Source organism: Roseomonas gilardii subsp. gilardii (genome assembly GCF_023078375.1).
GTDB classification, from domain to species: domain Bacteria; phylum Pseudomonadota; class Alphaproteobacteria; order Acetobacterales; family Acetobacteraceae; genus Roseomonas; species Roseomonas gilardii.
The window spans coordinates 2,729,884-2,746,413 of sequence record NZ_CP095554.1 but is presented as its reverse complement, the minus strand read 5'-3'; the positions used below and the strand labels follow the sequence as shown (position 1 = coordinate 2,746,413).

The following is a 16,530-nucleotide window of genomic DNA, read 5'->3' as shown; positions in this document are numbered from 1 at the left end:
GAACTGGTGCTGGACATGCCGCGCCCCCGGACGCGTGGGCCGATGCTGCTCGGCATCGCCAGCATCGCGCTCTTCGTCGGCGGCTTCGGCACCTGGTCCTTCACCGCACCGCTGAGCGAGGCCGCCATCGCCCCGGGCATCATCAAGGCCGAGGGCAACCGCCGCGCCGTGCAGCACCTGGAAGGCGGCATCGTGCGGGAGATCCTGGTCCGCGACGGTGACGAGGTGAAGGCCGGCCAGATCCTGATGCGGCTGGACGACACCCAGTCCGATGCCACGCTGGAGAGCTCGCGCGGCACCCGCTGGGCCCTGATGGCACAGGCGGCGCGGGACGCGGCCGAGGTGGCGGGCGCCACGGCCGTCGCCTATCCGCGGGAGCTGCTCGCCTCCGAAGACCCCCGTGCGCGGGAGGCGATGACGGGGCAGAGCATCCTCTTCGCCAGCCGCCTCGCCAGTCTCGCCAGCCAGATCCAGGTGCTGGAGGCCCGGCTGGGCCAGTACAGCGCCTCCATCCTTTCGACCCGCGCCCAGATCACCAGCCAGCAGCGCCAGCTCGACCTGCTGCGGCGGGAGGAGTCGGATGTGAAGGCGCTGGTGGCGCAGGGGCTGGAGCGGATGCCGCGCCTGCTGGGTCTGCAACGGCAGATCGCCTCGGCCGAGGGCAATATCTCCGACCTCCAGGGTCAGGTCGAACGGGCCGAGGCCCAGATCACCGAGACCCGGAACCAGCTCCGCAACGCGCGCGACCAGCGCGTGCAGGAAGCCTCCACCGATGCGCGGGAGGTGGACACCAAGCTGCGCGAGCTGGAGGAACGCATCCGCGCCGCGCAGGATGTCTCCACACGGCGCGAGATCGTGGCGCCGGTGGATGGCGTCGTGCTCAACAGCCATTTCTTCAACCCCGGCGCCGTGGTGAAGCCCGGCGACACGGTGCTGGAGATCGTGCCCGACCGCGACCGCCTGGTGGCGGAGGTGAAGGTCTCCCCCACCGATATCGACGTGGTCCATAACGGGCTGGAAGCCGAGGTGCGGCTGCCGGCCTTCAAGCAGCGGCTGGTGCCCTATCTGCACGGGCATGTCACCTTCGTGGGTGGCGACGTGAACCAGGAACCGCAGCGCGGCACGGAGTACTACCGCGCGCAGATCGTGATCGAGCCGGACCAGTTGGCCAAGCTGGAGAATGTCTCGCTGAAGGCCGGCATGCCGGTGGAGGCACAGATCAAGATCGGCGAGCGGAGTTTCTTCCGCTACATGATGCAGCCTCTGATCGACAGCTTCCACAGGGCCTTCCGTGAGCAGTAACAGCAAGCCGGCCCCGGCCGCACTCCCCTGCATCTTCAGTGACGGGGTCATCGATGCCCAGGTGCGCCATGGCGTGGCGCGCTTCACCCTGGGCCAGACCGGAACGGACGGCCAGCCCGCCCCGGCGGGCCAGCTCGTCCTGCCGCTGACCCAGCTTCCTGGGCTGATCGGCAGCATCACCCGGCTGTTGCAGGAGCTGGAGGCGCGTGCCCGGCAGGCGCAGCAGCAGCAACAGGGTGCGGCGGCCCCCGCCGAACCGGCACCGCCGGCGGGCGGGGCCTTCCGCTTCTCCACGGAATAAGCTTCCGGGTGCTCCGGCCCCTGGGCTGGGCGGGCGGTTCCTTCCGCCTGCCCGGGAAGGGGCGCCTATTCCCGCTCCTGCCGCATCCGCATGGCCAGCACAGGGTCGTCGCTGGCCATCGCATCCACGCCCAGATCCAGCATGCGGGCGATGCTGTCCGCATGGTTGCCGCCCCAGACGGCGATCCGCAGCCCGGCCGCCCGCAACCCGGCCGCAAGCTCCGCATCCATCACGCTGGCATGGGTTTCCACCATGGAAAGCCCATACGCCCTCGCCACGCCGACAACTCCCGGCAGGCCGAGGCTTTCCAACATGGCCGGCTCGAAGAGCCAGGCGACGTGATCGAAGCCGCCCGCTGCCTGAGCCGCGGCGGCGGTGGGCGCGTGGAAGGCGATGATGCCGCAGCGCCCCCGCATCCCAAGCCGGTCCAGGATCGGAAGCGCCGCTTCCAGGAGGCCCGGATAGGGCTTCCCCCGTATCGGCCTTGATCTCGACCTGCAGGCCGGAGACGGAGGCCGCGACCAGTTCGACGACATCCCTCAGATGCGGGATGCGCTCGCCGCCCGCCCCGCGCAGGCGGAGCCGGGTCAGTTCCTCGGCTCGATGGTCGGCCAGGAGGCCCTGCCCCTCGGAAGTTCGCTCCAGCCTGGCGTCGTGATGCACAATCGGCTGCTTATCAACCGAAAGATGTATGTCGCATTCACAAAACTCAACTTTAAGCTGAGTGGCGTGACGGAACCCATCAATACTGTTCTCGGGCCACAAAAATGCACCGCCGCGATGGCCGATGATTTTTGTCATAGGCGGCATTTTCTCCCGTCTTCTTGAAAGTGTGGAACTGGATACGCGTTGGGCCTATTCGTATCCTCACCTGCCCTGAAGCGTGGAACGTGGTGAGATGTCGCTCATTCTGGTCTTGTACGACTTGCCACACGGCGCGACCGAGGTGCTGGAGCAGGCGATCTGGGAAGTCTCCGAGAGCCACTGGATCGCCAACGCAAACGCCCTCTTCGTCTCAAGCGACATGTCGGTGAACTACCTTTCCCAGCACCTCCGTGGCGCCCTGCGACGAAACGGGATCACCGGGCCGATCCTGGTGATGCGCATGGCGGAGGACATCGCCACGGACGGCCTGCCGCCGGATGCCGCCTCGTGGCTGCAACAGCAGGTGGAACTCCCCACGCCACGGAGCGCCCGGGCGAGCTGAGCCCAGGCTCCGCCTGTCCCGCGCGACGGGGCCGCGATGCTTCATGGCAACGAGGCCAGCCGCCCGGCCAGGGCCGCGAAGAACCGTTCCGGTTCCAGCCTTTCCGCGATGCGGATGTTCGGCGTCCGGCGCATCCGGTTCCACCGGTCGATATGCGTGCGCCCCCGGCCGATGCCGGTGCCGCATTCCACCTCCACCCAGGCTTCCCGGACCACGAACAGATCCGGCCAGAGTGCCAGCGCGACGGCACAGGGGTCGTGCAGCGGAAAGCCGCGCTGCCCGAAGCGGCGGGAGGCCGGCACGTTGCGCAGGATGGCGCAGGCGGCTTCCAGGCAGGCTCCCTGCCCCGCCCCCTCTCGTGTGCTGGCCAGCCGTTCCACCACGGCGGGGGTGACGAGGGCCTGGGCGGTGAGGTCCAGGGTCACGAAGCTGACCGGTAGGCCGGTGGCGACCACGGCGGCCAGCGCCTCGGGGTCGGAGGCGGCGTTGAACTCGGCCGAGGGGGTCCAGTTCCCTTCGCCCCAGGCGCCCGTCATCAGCACGATCTCGCGCACGCGGTCATGCAGTTCGGGTTCGGCGGCCAGGGCCAGGGCGAGGTTCGTGGCCGGTGCCAGGCCGATCAGCGTCACCGCGCCCGGGGCCGAACGGCGCAGCAGGTCCCGGATGGCATCCGCCGCCCGGCCGGGCACGGCAGGCGGCCCTTCCGGCAGGCGGACTCCCGCCAGCCCATCCGCCGCATGCACCGCCGTCTCGGAGCGGAACTCGCCCAGCAGCGGGCGGCTCGCCCCGCCCACCACCGGCACGGCCCGTCCGGTCAGCCCGGTGATGGCGCGGGCATTGGCGAGGGTCCGTTCCAGCCCGACATTGCCGCCGCAGACCGTCACCAGCGCGACATCCAGCTCCGGCGAGGCCAGGGCCAGCCAGAGCGCCAGCGCGTCATCCGTCCCCGGGTCGCAGTCGATGACGGTGGTGCGCGGCGCGGTCATCCCAGCTCGGTCTCGACGAGGCTGCACCAGTAGGCGGCGCCGTGCGCGACGATCTCGTCGTTGAAATCGTAATGCGGGTTGTGCTGGTAGCCCTCGGGGTGGCGCGGCGCGCCCATGCCGATGAAGGCGAAGGCCCCCGGGCGCTGCAGCAGCATGAAGGAGAAATCCTCGCCCGGGGTGATCGGCTCCGGATCGTCATCCACCAGGGCCTCGCCCACCGTGGCGCGGGCGGCACGCAGGGCGACCTGCACCTGCTCCGCATGGTTCACCGTCGGCGGCGTGCCGTGGATGTAGCGGGCCTCCACCGTCACCTCATGCGTCGCGGCGGTATTCTCCGCGATGGCCAGGATGCGGCGTTCCAGCAGCTCGCGTTCCTCGTTGCGGAAGGCACGGGCGGTGCCGCGTACCGTGACGGTGGCCGGGATCACGTTCGGCGCCTTGGCATCGCCCGCCGCGATATGGCCGACGCTGACGACGCCGCTCTGCAACGGGTCGATGTTGCGGGCGACGATGCTGTGCAGGGCGGTGATGAACTGCGCCGCCGCCAGCGTCGCATCCGCCGCCAGATGCGGCCGCGCGCCATGCCCCCCTTGCCGGTGAAGACCGCCTCCCAGGTATCGGCGCTGGCCAGGGCGCGGCTGCGCGGCACGGCGATGCTGCCCACCGGCATGTCGAGCATGTTGTGCAGGCCGTAGACCGCATCGACGGGGAAGGTCTCGAAGAGGCCCTCCCGGATCATGCGGTCGGCGCCGCCGAGCCCTTCCTCGGCGGGCTGGAAGATGAAATGCACCGTGCCGGAGAAGCGGTCCGGATTCCGCGCCAGCCACTTCGCCGCGCCAAGCAGCATGGCGGTGTGTCCGTCATGGCCGCAGGCATGCATCGTGCCGGGCCTGGTGCTGGCATAGGGAAGCCCCGTCACCTCGCCCATCGCCAGGGCGTCCATGTCCGCGCGCAGGCCGATGGCACGGTTGCCCCCGCCGCTCCCCCCTTGCCGCGCAGCGTGCCGACCACGCCGGTCCCGCCCAGCCCCTCCGTCACCTCGATCCCGGCCTCGCGCAGTTCCTTCGCCACCAGCGCGGCGGTGCGTGTCTCCTCGAAGCCGAGTTCCGGATGGGCGTGGATGTCGCGGCGCCAGGCGGTCATGGCCGGGGCGAGAGGGGCGAGATCCTCCGGTGAGGGCATAATTCGTCTCCAGGCCGGTCTGCGGGCTTGCTTTCCGGCGCCGGGCGGTATCATGCCACGCGCCAGAAATCACTGCCACCGGACCCCCCCCGCCATGCGCCTCCCCCGCCTTCGCGACGCCCTGCTCGCCTCCACTCTCCTGGCCGGCGGGGCGCTGGCGGTCGCGGCACCGGCCGCAGCCCAGGATTCCAACACGCTGCGCATCGGCATGGAGGCGGGGCCGACCAGCATCGACCCGCATTTCGCCAGCCTGATCACCAACTACGCCTATGGCCGCCACTACTTCCAGCCGCTGATGGAGCAGGATGCGCGGCAGGTGCTGCGCCCGGCGCTGGCGACCGAATGGCGCGTGGTGGACGACCTGACCTGGGAGATCAGGCTGAACCCGGCGGCGCGCTTCCAGGACGGCACGCCGGTGACGGTGGACGACGTGGCCTTCACCCTCGCCCGCGCCGGCGACGTGCCGAACTCGCCCTCCTCGCTCAACACCTACACCCGGCCGGTGAAGTCGGTGGAGCAGGTGGACGCGCAGACGCTGCGCATCCACACCCACACGCCGACGCCGCTGATGGCGAACTACCTGTCCATGGTGATGATCCTGGCCAGGCATGCGGCCGAGGGGCTTTCCACCGCCGATTTCAATGCCGGCAAGGGCATGGTCGGCACGGGCCCCTATCGCTACGTCTCCTGGACGCCCGGCGGCGTGGCGGTGATGGAGCGCTATGAGGAGTTCGCCGGGCCGAAGCCCGCCTTCCGGCGGGTCGAGTTCCGCCCCATCGCCAATGCCGGCGCCCGCACCGCCGCGCTGCGCGCGGGCGATGTCGATCTGATCGAGATCGTGCCGACGGACCAGTTCGACCGCTTCGCCAAGGATGCGAATTTCGCCACCGCCGTCAGCCCCTCCAACCGGCTGATGTTCCTGGTGCTGGACAGCGACCGCGAGGTGACGCCGCATATCGCCGGCCGCGACGGCAAGCCGATTCCCAATCCGCTGCGCGACGTGCGGGTGCGCAAGGCGCTGTCCATGGCGATCAACCGGGAGGCTATCGTCTCCCGCGTCATGCAGGGCCAGGGCCTGCCGAGCAACGACCTCGCGCCGCCGGGCTATTTCGGCGCCTCCCCGGAACTGGCGAAGCCGCAGCCCTTCGACCTCGCGGGTGCGAAGAAGCTGCTGGCCGAGGCGGGCTATCCGGAAGGCTTCGCGGTGCAGATCAACGGGCCGAACGACCGCTATGTGAATGACGAGCAGGTGGTGCAGGCGATCGGGCAGATGTGGAGCCGCGCCGGCCTCGCCGCCACGGTGGAGACGAAGCCGCGTGGCACCTGGCTGAGCGAGGCGGCGCAGCTCAAATACTCGGTGAACCTGTCCGGCTTCTCGCCCAATCCGGAGGTGCTGGGGATGCTGGAGGCTCTGATCCACACGGTGGACCCGTCGCGCGGCTTCGGCCCGGCCAATCGCGGGCGCTTCAGCAATGCCGCGATCGATCGGCTGATCGAGCAGGCCCGCACCACCATGGATGACAAGGAGCGCGAGCGCATCAGCCGCGAGGCCACGCGCATGGCGATCGTCGATCAGCAGGCGCTGATCCCGCTCTATTTCCAGACCAACACCTGGGCGATGCGGAAGGGGCTGCGCTACGAGGCCCGCACCGACGAGATGACGCTCGCCACCAGCGTGAGCAAGGCACCATGAACTTCGCCCCCGAAGCCCCCATCGCCGCGGAGACCCGCCGCCGCGCCGTTCAGGCGGCCCAGGGTGGGGAAGATGGCAAGGCGCCCTTCGACCTGCTGCTCACCGGCGGCACGGTGGTCGATGTCGCGACCGGCGAGCTGCGCGCGGCGGATGTCGGGCTGGTCGGCGGGCTGATCGCCTCCGTGCACCCGCCCGGCACGCGCGCCGATGCGGCGGAGGTTCACGACCTGGCGGGACGCTTCCTGGCGCCCGGCTTCGTGGACAACCACCTGCATTTCGAATCCTCCTTCATGGCCCCCGTGGACTATGCCAGCACCGTCGTGCCGCACGGGGTCACCACCACGGTCTGGGACCCGCACGAGTTGGCCAATGTGCTGGGCGTTCCGGGCGTGCGATGGGCGGTGGAGGCGGCGCGCGGCCTGCCGCTGCGCGTGCTGGTCGCCGCCCCGTCCTGCGTCCCTTCCGCCCCCGGGCTGGAGGTGGCGGGCGCCGAGATCGGGCCGGAGGAGATGCGGGAGATGCTGTCCTGGCCCGAGGTCGCGGGCGTGGCCGAGGTCATGGACATGGCCGGCGTGCTCTCCGGCAGCGCACGGATGGAGGGCATCGTCGCGGCCGGCATGGCGGCGGGCAAGAATGTCAACGGCCATGGGCGGGACCTGACGGGCGCCGCGCTCCAGGCCTATGCCGCCTCCGGCGTGACCTCGGACCACGAGATCACCTCCGGCGAGGACCTGCTGGCCAAGTTGCGGGCAGGGCTGACGGTGGAGCTGCGCGGCAGCCACGACAACGTCCTGCCCGGCGCCGTGGCGGCGATCCTGTCCCTGCCGGTTTTCCCGGCCAATCTGGTGGCCTGCACGGACGATATCTTCCCGGACGAGCTGGTGGCCAAGGGAGGGCTGCGCGACACGCTGGCGCGGCTGGTGGCGCGCGGGCTGAACCCGGTGCTGGCGATCCGCATGGCGACGCTGAACTCGGCGCTGCGGCTGAAGCGCGACGATATCGGCCTGATCGCCCCCGGGCGGCGGGCGGAGATCGCCGTGCTCTCCGACCTGCCCGGCATGGTGGTGGAGCGGGTCTATGTCGCCGGGCGCCTCGTGGCGCAGGGCGGCCGGATGCTCGAAGCCCTGCCCCGCGACCTGTCCGGCGCGCCGCGCGACACGGTGAAGCTGGCGCCCCAGGTGCCGGATGCCTTCCGCCTGCGGGTGAAGGGCATCGGCAACGGCAAGGCACGCCTGCCCGTGGTCGGCGGCGCCCGCGTGGTCCACTGGGCCGAGGCCAAGGTCACCGTGCGCGATGGCATCGCCGAGCTGCCGCCGGGCCATGCGCTGATCGCCATCCTCCACCGGCATGGGCGGCGCGATCCGGCGCCGATGCTCTGCCTCGCCGATGGCTGGGGCGAGCCGGAAGGCGCCGTGGCCACCACGATCAGCCATGACAACCACAACCTGCTGGTGCTGGGCCGCGACCCGGCGGATATGGCGGCCGCCGCCAATGCGCTGATCGCCTGCGGCGGCGGCATGGCCGTGGCGGCGGGCGGGCGGGTGACGGGGGTGATGCCCCTGCCCATCGCCGGGCTGCTGGCCGAGACGCCGCCGGAGGAGACCGCCGCCAGCTTCGCCCGCCTGCGCGCGGCGGCGGATGCGGTGATGCCGTGGAAGCCGCCCTTCCGGGTCTTCCGTGGCGTGACCGGCATCTCGCTGGCCTGCAATCCCGGGCCGCATCCGACCGATCTCGGCATCACCGATGGCGGCACCGGGGAGGTACGCGACCCGGCCCTGCCGGTCGGGGGAGAGCCGGTTCCGTCCTGAAGGCTGACGCGACGCCGGAACCAGGTTTCCGGCGTTGCCATCACCGGGGAAAAGGAGGCTGCCGCCATGCCGATCCGCACGCGTTTCTGGGCCGAGCTGCGCTGGCCGGAGTTCCGGGACCTGCCGGAGAACACGGTGGCGGTCCTGCCCATCGCCGCCACGGAGCAGCACGGGCCGCATCTGCCCGTTTCCACCGACCAGACCATCAATGCCGGCATCCTGGCCCGGGCGCTGATCCATTGCCCGCCGGAGCTGCCGTTGCTGGTGCTGCCCCATCAGGCGGTGGGGCTCTCGGTGGAGCATCTGGCCTTTCCCGGCACGCTGACGCTGGATGAGGAAGGCTTCCTCCGCCTCGTCACCGGGATCGGCGCCAGCGTGGCGCGCGCCGGGGTGCGGCGGCTGGTGGTGATGAACGCCCATGGCGGCAACGGCGCGATGCTGGAGGTCGCCTGCCGCCGCCTCCGCGCCGGGAACCGCATCCTGGCGATCGGCAGCCACTGGGACCGGATGGGCCGGCCGGAGGGCCTCGCCGATCCGGTGGAGGCGCGCTACGGCATCCATGCCGGGCGGGACGAGACGGCCCTGATGCTGCGCCTCTCGCCCCAGGATGTGGATCGCGCCGCCATGGCCGATTTCCCCAGCGCGAAGCAGCGGCTGGAGGAAGGCGCTCCCGCCATCGCCTCCGCCCTGGGCGCCAGCCTGGCCTGGCAGGCGCAGGACCTGAACCCGGCCGGGGCCGTGGGCGATGCCGCGAAGGCCACGGCGGAGATGGGCGAAGCGCTGCTGGACTTCGCCGCCCGGCGCATGGCGGAACTCTGGCAGCAGGTGGCGGCGGTGGATCTCGACGCCTGGCTGCGCGACATGCCGGAGGCGCCCTGACCAGGGTGTCCTGACCGGGGCGCCGCCCCGGAAGTGTCAGGCGAGCGGCGCCACCGGCAGGCCCAGCGCCACCAGATCCGCCCGCAGATGTTCGGGCGAGATGAAATGGATGCCATGCATCCCGAGATCGCTGGCCGCCTGCGCGTTTCGGGGATTGTCGTCGATATAGACAGCCTGTCGCGGGTCCACCCCGAAGCGCTCCAGCAGCAGGCGGTAGATCCGTGGATCGGGCTTGATCAGCTTTTCCTGTCCCGACACCACCACGCCCCGGAACCAGCCCAGGAAGTCGAAGCGTTCCTCCGCCACCGGATAGGTCTCGGCGGACCAGTTGGTCAGGGCGTAGAGGGGCACCCTGGCCTCGTGCAGTTCGCGCAGGATCGCCACCGTGCCGTCGATCGCACCCCGGATCATCTCCGGCCAGCGGTGGTGGAAGGCGTCGATCAGCGCCTCCTGCCCCGGATGCTGGGCGCGCAGCAGGGCGGTGGCCTCGGCCCAGCTTCGCCCGGCATCCTGTTGCAGGTTCCATTCGTTGGTGCAGACCTCGGCCAGGAACCGCTCCATCCCCGCCTCGTCCCCGGGAAAGAGCCGACGGTAGAGATGGCGCGGGTCCCAGTCCACCAGCACGCCGCCGAGGTCGAAGATGACGATGCTGCGCTGTTCGGCGGCCATGCCGGGATTCCTCGCGGTCGGGGGGATGGATCGGGCGGCAGACTGCCCGCTTCCACCCCGGAAGTCAGCCACCACGTCCGGAATCTGTCCTCCCCGGCCCGGGCACCGGCTGGCGTATCGGGGGCCAGCCCGGTTAGATGACGGGATGAGCGCCGCCCTGCCCACCACACCCATGCCCGCCGGACCCTGTCCGGGATGAGCGTCGCCGCCGACGAGATGGTGGATGGCCAGGGCCGGATCCGCCCGCACTGGCGCGGCATCCTGGGCGCGCTGTCGGGCCTGTCCGGCGGCGACCTGTCGGATCGCGCCCTCAGCCTGCACCGGGTCCTGGAGGAGGACGGGATCGCCTCCCTCCTGCCCTCCGAGGAGCGGGTGACGGCCTGGCGCTGCGACCTGTTGCCCATGCCCATCCCGGCGGGGGAATTCGCCCGTCTGGAGCAGGGGCTGGCGCAACGGGCCCGGCTGCTGGAGCGGGTGCTGGAGGATATCTACGGCCCCCAGCGGCTGCTGGCCGAGGGGCTGCTGCCGGCCGAGCTGGTCTTCAACAATACCGGCTTCCTGCGCGCCTGCCGCACCACCGGCCCGGTGCCGCGCCCGCCCATGCTCAGCATGCTGGCGACGGACCTGCAACGGGGGCAGGACGGGCAGTGGCGCGTGGCCGGGGATTCCATCGCCCGCATGGCCGGGCTGGCGCAGGCGCTGGAGAACCGCCGCCTGCTCGCCCGCACCATGCCGGAGCTCTTCCGCCGGGTACCGCTGCGACCGGTGCGGCCCTTCCTGGAGGCCTGGCAGCTCTCGCTCCGCCATGCCCTGCCACCCGGGCATGAGGAAGACGCCATGGCCCTGCTCACCCCCGCCGTGGGCGATCCGAACTGGGCGGAGAACGTGGTGCTGACCCAGGCGCTGGACTGCATCCCGGTGGAGCCGGGAGACCTCACGGTGCGGCGGGGCCGGCTCTACCTGAAGACGCTGCGCGGGCTGCAGCCGATCGGCGCGCTGCTCCGGCGGATGCAGGGTCATCTGCTGGACCCGCTGGAATCCGATGCCCCCGCCGCCGGTGGCGTGGTCGGGCTGATGGATGCCGCCCGCAACGGCGCGGTGCGGATCATCAACGACCCGGGCGCCGACATGGCGGAAGCCCCCGCCCTGGCTGCCTTCCTGCCGTGTCTCTGCGAGGCGCTGCTGGGCGAGGCTCTGCGGCTGCCGGGGCTGCGCACCCTCTGGCTGGGCGATCCGGCCGCGCTGGAGGAGGTTCGCGCCGCGCCGGGACGCTGGATGCTGCGCTCCGCCACCGATCCACGCGTCCCGGCCCTGCATCTCGATCTTTCGAACGAGGCCCTTCTCGCGCGGCTGGAGGCCCGGCCGGAGAGCTGGGCAGCCACGGAAATCTCCCCGCCCTCGCAGGCGCCTTGCTGGGTGAGCGATGCCGGGGAGGACGGGACCGGCGCCAAGGTGCCTCTTCCGGTGCGGCTCCGCATGTTTGTGGCCAGCGATGAGATGGGCGGCGCGCCCGGCTGGCGGGTGCTGCCTGGCGGCTTCGCCCATGTCATCGAGGACGGCGCCCATGCCTTCACGCGGGTGCCGGAGGGCGGGCTGTCGAAGGATGTCTGGGTGCTGGAGGACGAGGCGGAGGCCGGGCTGCCCCCCACCCTCCAGTCGCCGCCACTGGCGCTGCGCCGGATGGCGGCCGGCATGCCGTCGCGGGCGGGGGACAACCTGTTCTGGCTGGGCCGCTACGTGGAGCGGCTGGACACCGCCGCCCGCCTGTCGCGCGCGGCCCTGGTGCGGCTGGAGCGCGACGCCCTGCTGCCGCACGAGTTGGCGGAGCTGCACACCCTGGCCCGCTGCCTGGTCCCCGCCGGGCTGGTGAAGGTGGAGGACTTCCCCGTCGCCGGGGATGCCGGGCCGCTGCGCCGGGCCCTGCTGCGCGCCGCCCGGCCCGACGAGGCCCTGTCACGCGCCTTCGGGCGCATCGCCCGGCTGGTCGAGGCCACGCGCGACCGGCAGACCGGCGATATGCACGACGCCTTCCTGCAGCCTTTGCGGGAGATGCGGGACAAGCTGCCCCGGGTGCGCGACCTGCAATCCCTGTCCCAGCTCCACCGTGCCGCCATGCGCTACGCCGCCGGGGTGGCCGGGGTGGCCGCGGAGAACATGGTGCGCGGCGGCGCCCATACCTTCCTGGACCTCGGGCGCCGGGTGGAGCGCGCCCAGTCCGTCGCCTCCGCCCTGTCCATGGCGCTCGACCAGCCGCCGGCGCGGCTGGAGGCCGGGCTGCGCCTCGCCCTGGAGTTGTGCGATTCCGTGATCACCTACCGCACCCGCTATCTGGCCGCACCGCAGGCGGAACCCGTGCTGCGGCTGGTCCTGGCCGATCCCGGCAATCCCCGCGGGCTGGGCTTCCAGTTCGCCCGGGCCCGCGAGCTGCTGGAGAACCTGGGCGGCCAGGATGATGGCCTGGCCAGGGAGGCGGAGGCCCTGTCGCAGGAGGCCTTCGCCATCGCCGAGGGCCCGGCGGGCGACGTACCCGGCCGGTTGCGGGGGGTGGAGGAGCGCGCGGGCAATCTGGCCGAGGGGATCTCGCGACGGTACTTCACCCTGCTGCCGCAGGCGCGGGCGCTCGTCCCGGTCATCGGGCGGGGATTGGCATGATCCTGCGTGTCCGGCACGTCACCAGCTATGCCTATGGCCACCCGGTGGAGATGGCGACGCACATGCTCTGCCTGACGCCGCGCGAACTGCCCGCGCAGCGCGTGCTGAGCACGAAGCTGACCAGCACGCCGGAGGCCGCCCGGATCACCACCGGGCGGGACCATTTCGGCAACCACGTCACCTGGCTCTTCCTCGACAGCCCGCATGAGAGGTTCGAGGTGGTGACCGAGGCGGTGGTGGATGTGCGCTTCCCGCCTCCTCCCCCGCCGGCTCGACCCTGCCCTGGGAGGAGGTGGCGGCCATGGCGCGGCGCGATCCGGAGGCGGCGGAGTTCACCTTCCCCAGCCCCATGGTCCGGGTGGGCGAGGCGGCCCGGGACTTCGCCGCCGCCTCCTTCCCCCCGGGCGGCCGGTGCTGGAGGGGCTGCTGGACCTGAATTCCCGCTTCAGGAAGGAGTTCCGCTTCCGCTCCGGCGTCACCGGCATCGCCACCCCGGTGGAGGAGGTGCTGCGCCGCCGCGAGGGCGTCTGCCAGGACTTCTCCCATGTGATGATCGCCGGGCTGCGCGCCCTCGGCCTGCCGGCGCGCTACACCTCCGGCTATATCCGCACCTATCCGCCGCCGGGGCAGCCGCGGCGGGTCGGCGCCGACATGTCGCATGCCTGGGTCGGCGCCTGGCTGGGGCCGGAGCTCGGCTGGCTGGACCTGGACCCGACCAACGACATCCTGCTCTCGGAGGAGCATGTGCTGCTCGGCTGGGGGCGCGATTTCGGCGATGTCTCGCCGCTGCGCGGCATCATCCTGGGCGGCGGGCGGCACAAGCTGGAGGTCGGCGTGGATCTGGCGCCGGTCGAGGAGGGCTGACACCTTCCCCCAGGCATGCACGCCCTTGTCTTGCCGCCCCATGGCGGGCGACGCAGGCTGCACCTGACCTCCAAGGGAGTGGAATGACATGACGGAATCACGGATCGCGGTGGTGACGGGCGCCGGCTCGGGAATCGGGCGCGCCGCCACGCTGGCGCTGCTGGCCGATGGCTGGTCGGTGGCCCTGGCCGGGCGGCGGCGCGATGCGCTGGAGGAGACGGTGGCGCGCGCAGGCGAGCATGGCGGCCGCTGCCTGCCGGTGCCCGGCGACATCAGCGACCCGGCCTCGGTGGCGGCGCTCTTCGACGCGGTGAAGCGGCGCTGGGGACGGCTGGACCTGCTGTTCAACAATGCCGGGCGCGGCAGCCCCGCCGTGGATTTCGACGAAATCAGCGACGACGACTGGTTCGGCGTGGTGGCGGCCAATCTGAACGGCGCCTTCCTCTGCGCCCGCGCCGCCTATGCGATGATGAAGGCGCAGGACCCGAAGGGCGGCCGCATCATCAACAACGGCTCGATCAGCGCCTATGCCCCCCGGCCGGGCAGCGCGCCCTATACCGCCACCAAGCACGCCGTCAGCGGCCTGACCAAGTCGATCAGCCTGGACGGGCGCAAGCACAACATCGCCTGTGGCCAGATCGACGTGGGCAATGCCGCGACCGAGATGACCGAGCGCATGACCCGGGGCGTGCCGCAGGCGGATGGGCGGATGATGGTGGAGCCGCGGATGGACGTGATGCATGTCGGGCGCGCCGTCGCCCATATGGCCGCCCTGCCGCTCGATGCGAATGTGCAGAACATGACCATCATGGCCACCGCCATGCCCTTCGTCGGGCGCGGCTGACGCGGCGGATGGGGAGGGTACCGCCCTCCCCGCCCATCGCCTCGCGCCTCAGCGGGCGCGGGCGATGCAGAAGCGGATGATGTCGGACAGGGCCTGCCGCTCCGGCCCCGGAGGGAAGAGTTCCAGCGCCTGTTGCGCCGAGCGGCCATAGGTCTCGGCCAGTGCCAGGGTGGCGCCCAGGGTATCGTGCCGGCGCATCAGGTGCAGGGCATGTTCCAGGTCGCCCTCGTCCTGCTCCCGCTCCTCCAGCACCCGGCGCCAGAAGACGCGCTCTTCCTCGTCGCCGCGCTGGAAGGCCAGCAGGACCGGGAGGGTGATCTTGCCCTCGCGGAAATCGTCGCCGACCGTCTTGCCCAGCTCGGCCTGCCGCGCCGAATAGTCCAGAGCGTCGTCCACGAGCTGGAAGGCCATGCCGAGGTCGCGGCCATAGGCATGCAGCGCCTGGGCCTCGGCCTCCGGCCGGTCGGCCACCACGGCGCCGATCTCGGTGGCGGCGGCGAAGAGCGCGGCGGTCTTGCCGGCGATGACCTGGAGGTACTGCTCCTCGGTCGTGGCAGTGTCGTTCTGGATGACGAGTTGCAGCACCTCGCCCTCCACGATCGTGGCGGCGGCCTGGCTCAGGATCGCGAGCACGCGCAGCGAGCCGTCGCGCACCATCAACTGGAAGGCGCGGGCGAAGAGGAAATCCCCCACCAGCACCGAGGGCTTGTTGCCGAACAGCGCATTGGCGCTGGCCTGGCCGCGGCGCAGGGAGCTTTCGTCCACCACGTCGTCATGCAGCAGCGTGGCGGTGTGCAGGAACTCCACACAGGCGGCCAGGGCGGCATGGCGCTCCCCCCGGTAGCCGCACATGCGCGCGGCGGCCAGGGTGAGCAGCGGCCGCAGCCGCTTGCCCCCGGCCGCGACGATATGCGCGGCGAGCTGCGGGATCAGGGACACCGGGCTGTCCATGTGCTCGACGATGAGCCGGTTGCACAGCTCCAGGTCGTCGCGGACCAGCTCGGTCAGAACCACGAGCGCAGCCTCGGGATTCTCGTCGTCGGGCGTCGGCGTGACGGCTACGCTCAAGCAGAAAATGACCTTAGAAGACCGGCCGGCAACATAACCATGACAGGCAGCCACGCCAAGGCGCGCGGCCCACAACACTGCCGGAGCACGCATGCACATCCTGGCCACTGGCCTCGACCCCGTCCGCCTGAGCTTCCTGCAGGCCCTGCTGCGGGATGCGGGCATCCCCTCCTTCGTCCTCGACGCCCATGTCAGTGCCGTGGAGGGCGGGATCGGCGCCTTCCCGCGCCGTCTCGCGGTCCGGCAGGAGGATGCGCGGGCCGCCGAGGCCGTGCTGCGGGAGGCGGGAGAGGCGGGAGCGTGACGCCCGTCCCCTCCCCCGGAATCACCCCTGGGATCACCGAGGACCGGCTGCTCGATGGCCGGGTCCTGCTCCATCAGCCGTCCGACGGACTGCGGGCGGGGCTGGATGCGGTGATGCTGGCCGCGCATGTGCCGGCCAGGCCCGGCGAGGCGGTGCTGGAGCTCGGCTGCGGCAGCGGCGCCGCGCTGCTCTGCCTGCTGGCCCGCGTTCCGGACCTCACCGGCATCGGGGTCGAGCGTGACCCCGGACTCGCCACGCTGGCGGCGGAGAACCTGCGCCGGAACGGCTGGGAGGGGCGCGCCACGATCCGGACGGCGGATATCGCGGAGCCGGATGCCCTGCCCGGCCAGGGATTCGCGGCGCATGGGCTGGCCAACCCGCCCTACTGGACCGGCGGCACCGCCTCCCCCGACCCGCGCCGGGCGGCGGCGGTGCATGAGGCGGAGCCGGCGCCGCTGCGGCTCTGGGCCCAGGTCCTGGCCCGGGGCGTGCGCATGGGCGGATCGGCGACGCTGATCCTGCCGGCGCACCGGCATGGCGAGGGCTGGGCGGCCTTACGCGAGGCCGGCTTCGGGGCGGTGTCGCTCTTTCCGCTCTGGCCCAGGGCGGGACGGGAGGCGAAGCGCGTGCTGCTTCAGGGCTGGCGGGGGCGGCGGGGACCGGACCGGGTGCTGCCGGGGCTGGTGCTGCATGAAGGCCAGGGCTGGTCCGCCGGGGCGGAGGCGGTGCTGCGGCAGGGCACGGCCCTGCCCGGCTGAGCCGCCTGCCCGG

Annotated in this window: 18 protein-coding genes and 3 pseudogenes; 13 read left to right on the top strand and 8 right to left on the bottom strand. The window is 71.6% G+C overall.

Annotation, left to right across the window (positions count from 1 at the left end; all coding sequences use genetic code 11):
- Positions 1 to 42 precede the first annotated feature (42 nt).
- Together MVG78_RS12485 and MVG78_RS12480 are read left to right on the top strand one after the other, a co-directional pair.
- The gene (locus MVG78_RS12485) at positions 43 to 1,302 is read left to right on the top strand and encodes an HlyD family type I secretion periplasmic adaptor subunit (protein WP_247551916.1); all 1,260 of its coding nucleotides are present in this window, start codon (positions 43 to 45) and stop codon (positions 1,300 to 1,302) included.
- Positions 1,292 to 1,603 carry a hypothetical protein gene (locus MVG78_RS12480; RefSeq protein ID WP_247551914.1) on the top strand — a complete coding sequence of 104 codons (312 nt, stop codon included), beginning with the start codon at positions 1,292 to 1,294 and terminating at the stop codon, positions 1,601 to 1,603. The genes MVG78_RS12485 and MVG78_RS12480 overlap by 11 nt, the downstream gene beginning before the upstream one ends.
- Positions 1,604 to 1,668: 65 nt before the next feature.
- On the opposite strand, the gene MVG78_RS12475 is transcribed toward MVG78_RS12480, so the two are convergent.
- Both MVG78_RS12475 and MVG78_RS12470 read right to left on the bottom strand, forming a co-directional pair.
- Complete coding sequence (locus tag MVG78_RS12475) at positions 1,669 to 2,019, bottom strand: glycerophosphodiester phosphodiesterase family protein (RefSeq protein ID WP_247551912.1); 351 nt, start codon at positions 2,017 to 2,019, stop codon at positions 1,669 to 1,671.
- A gap of 130 nt (positions 2,020 to 2,149) precedes the next feature.
- A pseudogene (locus tag MVG78_RS12470) lies at positions 2,150 to 2,404 on the bottom strand (glycerophosphodiester phosphodiesterase); the annotation flags it as partial.
- Positions 2,405 to 2,501: 97 nt separating this feature from the next.
- Between MVG78_RS12470 and MVG78_RS12465 the strand changes: the two are divergent.
- Positions 2,502 to 2,810, top strand: coding sequence for a hypothetical protein (locus tag MVG78_RS12465; RefSeq protein ID WP_247551911.1), 309 nt, complete (start codon positions 2,502 to 2,504; stop codon positions 2,808 to 2,810).
- A 41-nt stretch (positions 2,811 to 2,851) separates the two neighbouring features.
- Here the strand turns inward: MVG78_RS12465 and MVG78_RS12460 are convergent, their stop codons facing one another.
- From MVG78_RS12460 to MVG78_RS21770, 4 genes and pseudogenes are all read right to left on the bottom strand, one after another.
- Positions 2,852 to 3,796 (bottom strand): nucleoside hydrolase, encoded by a 945-nt coding sequence (locus MVG78_RS12460; protein ID WP_247551909.1) that lies wholly within the window; start codon positions 3,794 to 3,796, stop codon positions 2,852 to 2,854.
- The gene (locus tag MVG78_RS21780) at positions 3,793 to 4,344 is read right to left on the bottom strand and encodes a M20/M25/M40 family metallo-hydrolase (protein WP_345892886.1); all 552 of its coding nucleotides are present in this window, start codon (positions 4,342 to 4,344) and stop codon (positions 3,793 to 3,795) included. The genes MVG78_RS12460 and MVG78_RS21780 overlap by 4 nt, the downstream gene beginning before the upstream one ends.
- Before the next feature lie 74 nt (positions 4,345 to 4,418).
- A pseudogene (locus MVG78_RS21775) lies at positions 4,419 to 4,724 on the bottom strand (M20/M25/M40 family metallo-hydrolase); the annotation flags it as partial.
- Positions 4,712 to 4,978 (bottom strand): hypothetical protein, encoded by a 267-nt coding sequence (locus tag MVG78_RS21770; RefSeq protein ID WP_345892827.1) that lies wholly within the window; start codon positions 4,976 to 4,978, stop codon positions 4,712 to 4,714. The gene MVG78_RS21770 and the pseudogene MVG78_RS21775, both read right to left, overlap by 13 nt.
- A gap of 94 nt (positions 4,979 to 5,072) precedes the next feature.
- On the opposite strand from MVG78_RS21770, the gene MVG78_RS12450 reads away from it, so the two are divergent.
- From MVG78_RS12450 to MVG78_RS12440, 3 genes are all read left to right on the top strand, one after another.
- Positions 5,073 to 6,671, top strand: a complete 1,599-nt coding sequence (locus tag MVG78_RS12450; protein ID WP_247551907.1) for an ABC transporter substrate-binding protein — start codon at positions 5,073 to 5,075, stop codon at positions 6,669 to 6,671.
- A complete protein-coding gene (locus MVG78_RS12445) occupies positions 6,668 to 8,479 on the top strand; it encodes an adenine deaminase (RefSeq protein ID WP_247551905.1) in 1,812 nt (603 codons plus the stop codon). Before MVG78_RS12450 ends, MVG78_RS12445 begins: the two co-directional genes overlap by 4 nt.
- A gap of 66 nt (positions 8,480 to 8,545) precedes the next feature.
- On the top strand, positions 8,546 to 9,358 hold the full coding sequence (locus MVG78_RS12440) for a creatininase family protein (RefSeq protein ID WP_247551903.1): 813 nt from the start codon (positions 8,546 to 8,548) through the stop codon (positions 9,356 to 9,358).
- Positions 9,359 to 9,394: 36 nt separating this feature from the next.
- Here MVG78_RS12440 and MVG78_RS12435 read toward each other — a convergent pair whose 3' ends face one another.
- Positions 9,395 to 10,027, bottom strand: coding sequence for an HAD family hydrolase (locus MVG78_RS12435; RefSeq protein WP_247551901.1), 633 nt, complete (start codon positions 10,025 to 10,027; stop codon positions 9,395 to 9,397).
- Positions 10,028 to 10,222: 195 nt separating this feature from the next.
- Between MVG78_RS12435 and MVG78_RS12430 the strand changes: the two genes are divergently transcribed.
- The 5 genes and pseudogenes from MVG78_RS12430 (at position 10,223) to MVG78_RS12420 (ending at position 14,387) form a co-directional block, all read left to right on the top strand.
- Entirely contained in the window at positions 10,223 to 12,679 is a 2,457-nt protein-coding gene (locus MVG78_RS12430) for a circularly permuted type 2 ATP-grasp protein (protein ID WP_247551899.1), read from the top strand.
- A pseudogene (locus tag MVG78_RS21765) lies at positions 12,676 to 12,861 on the top strand (transglutaminase N-terminal domain-containing protein); the annotation flags it as partial. The gene MVG78_RS12430 and the pseudogene MVG78_RS21765, both read left to right, overlap by 4 nt.
- Before the next feature lie 119 nt (positions 12,862 to 12,980).
- Positions 12,981 to 13,115 carry a hypothetical protein gene (locus tag MVG78_RS21760; RefSeq protein WP_345892826.1) on the top strand — a complete coding sequence of 45 codons (135 nt, stop codon included), beginning with the start codon at positions 12,981 to 12,983 and terminating at the stop codon, positions 13,113 to 13,115.
- Positions 13,091 to 13,543 (top strand): transglutaminase-like domain-containing protein, encoded by a 453-nt coding sequence (locus tag MVG78_RS21755; protein WP_345892825.1) that lies wholly within the window; start codon positions 13,091 to 13,093, stop codon positions 13,541 to 13,543. Before MVG78_RS21760 ends, MVG78_RS21755 begins: the two co-directional genes overlap by 25 nt.
- Positions 13,544 to 13,631: 88 nt before the next feature.
- Complete coding sequence (locus MVG78_RS12420) at positions 13,632 to 14,387, top strand: SDR family oxidoreductase (RefSeq protein ID WP_247551897.1); 756 nt, start codon at positions 13,632 to 13,634, stop codon at positions 14,385 to 14,387.
- A gap of 48 nt (positions 14,388 to 14,435) precedes the next feature.
- On the opposite strand, the gene MVG78_RS12415 is transcribed toward MVG78_RS12420, so the two are convergent.
- Positions 14,436 to 15,455 carry a polyprenyl synthetase family protein gene (locus MVG78_RS12415; RefSeq protein ID WP_428480650.1) on the bottom strand — a complete coding sequence of 340 codons (1,020 nt, stop codon included), beginning with the start codon at positions 15,453 to 15,455 and terminating at the stop codon, positions 14,436 to 14,438.
- Between the two features lie 91 nt (positions 15,456 to 15,546).
- On the opposite strand from MVG78_RS12415, the gene MVG78_RS12410 reads away from it, so the two are divergent.
- Together MVG78_RS12410 and MVG78_RS12405 are read left to right on the top strand one after the other, a co-directional pair.
- Positions 15,547 to 15,759, top strand: coding sequence for a putative signal transducing protein (locus MVG78_RS12410; protein ID WP_247551895.1), 213 nt, complete (start codon positions 15,547 to 15,549; stop codon positions 15,757 to 15,759).
- The gene (locus MVG78_RS12405) at positions 15,756 to 16,517 is read left to right on the top strand and encodes a tRNA1(Val) (adenine(37)-N6)-methyltransferase (RefSeq protein ID WP_247551893.1); all 762 of its coding nucleotides are present in this window, start codon (positions 15,756 to 15,758) and stop codon (positions 16,515 to 16,517) included. The genes MVG78_RS12410 and MVG78_RS12405 overlap by 4 nt, the downstream gene beginning before the upstream one ends.
- Positions 16,518 to 16,530 lie beyond the last annotated feature (13 nt).

Coding starts and splice junctions, on each gene's coding strand:
- MVG78_RS12420 (WP_247551897.1), top strand. CDS start 13,632: ATGACGGAATCACGGATCGCGGTGGTGACGGGCGCCGGCTCGGGAATC.
- MVG78_RS12445 (WP_247551905.1), top strand. CDS start 6,668: ATGAACTTCGCCCCCGAAGCCCCCATCGCCGCGGAGACCCGCCGCCGC.
- MVG78_RS12450 (WP_247551907.1), top strand. CDS start 5,073: ATGCGCCTCCCCCGCCTTCGCGACGCCCTGCTCGCCTCCACTCTCCTG.
- MVG78_RS12460 (WP_247551909.1), bottom strand. CDS start 3,796: ATGACCGCGCCGCGCACCACCGTCATCGACTGCGACCCGGGGACGGAT.
- MVG78_RS12465 (WP_247551911.1), top strand. CDS start 2,502: ATGTCGCTCATTCTGGTCTTGTACGACTTGCCACACGGCGCGACCGAG.
- MVG78_RS21770 (WP_345892827.1), bottom strand. CDS start 4,978: ATGCCCTCACCGGAGGATCTCGCCCCTCTCGCCCCGGCCATGACCGCC.
- MVG78_RS12435 (WP_247551901.1), bottom strand. CDS start 10,027: ATGGCCGCCGAACAGCGCAGCATCGTCATCTTCGACCTCGGCGGCGTG.
- MVG78_RS21760 (WP_345892826.1), top strand. CDS start 12,981: ATGGCGCGGCGCGATCCGGAGGCGGCGGAGTTCACCTTCCCCAGCCCC.
- MVG78_RS12485 (WP_247551916.1), top strand. CDS start 43: ATGCTGCTCGGCATCGCCAGCATCGCGCTCTTCGTCGGCGGCTTCGGC.
- MVG78_RS12440 (WP_247551903.1), top strand. CDS start 8,546: ATGCCGATCCGCACGCGTTTCTGGGCCGAGCTGCGCTGGCCGGAGTTC.
- MVG78_RS12410 (WP_247551895.1), top strand. CDS start 15,547: ATGCACATCCTGGCCACTGGCCTCGACCCCGTCCGCCTGAGCTTCCTG.
- MVG78_RS12430 (WP_247551899.1), top strand. CDS start 10,223: ATGAGCGTCGCCGCCGACGAGATGGTGGATGGCCAGGGCCGGATCCGC.
- MVG78_RS12475 (WP_247551912.1), bottom strand. CDS start 2,019: ATGCGGGGGCGCTGCGGCATCATCGCCTTCCACGCGCCCACCGCCGCC.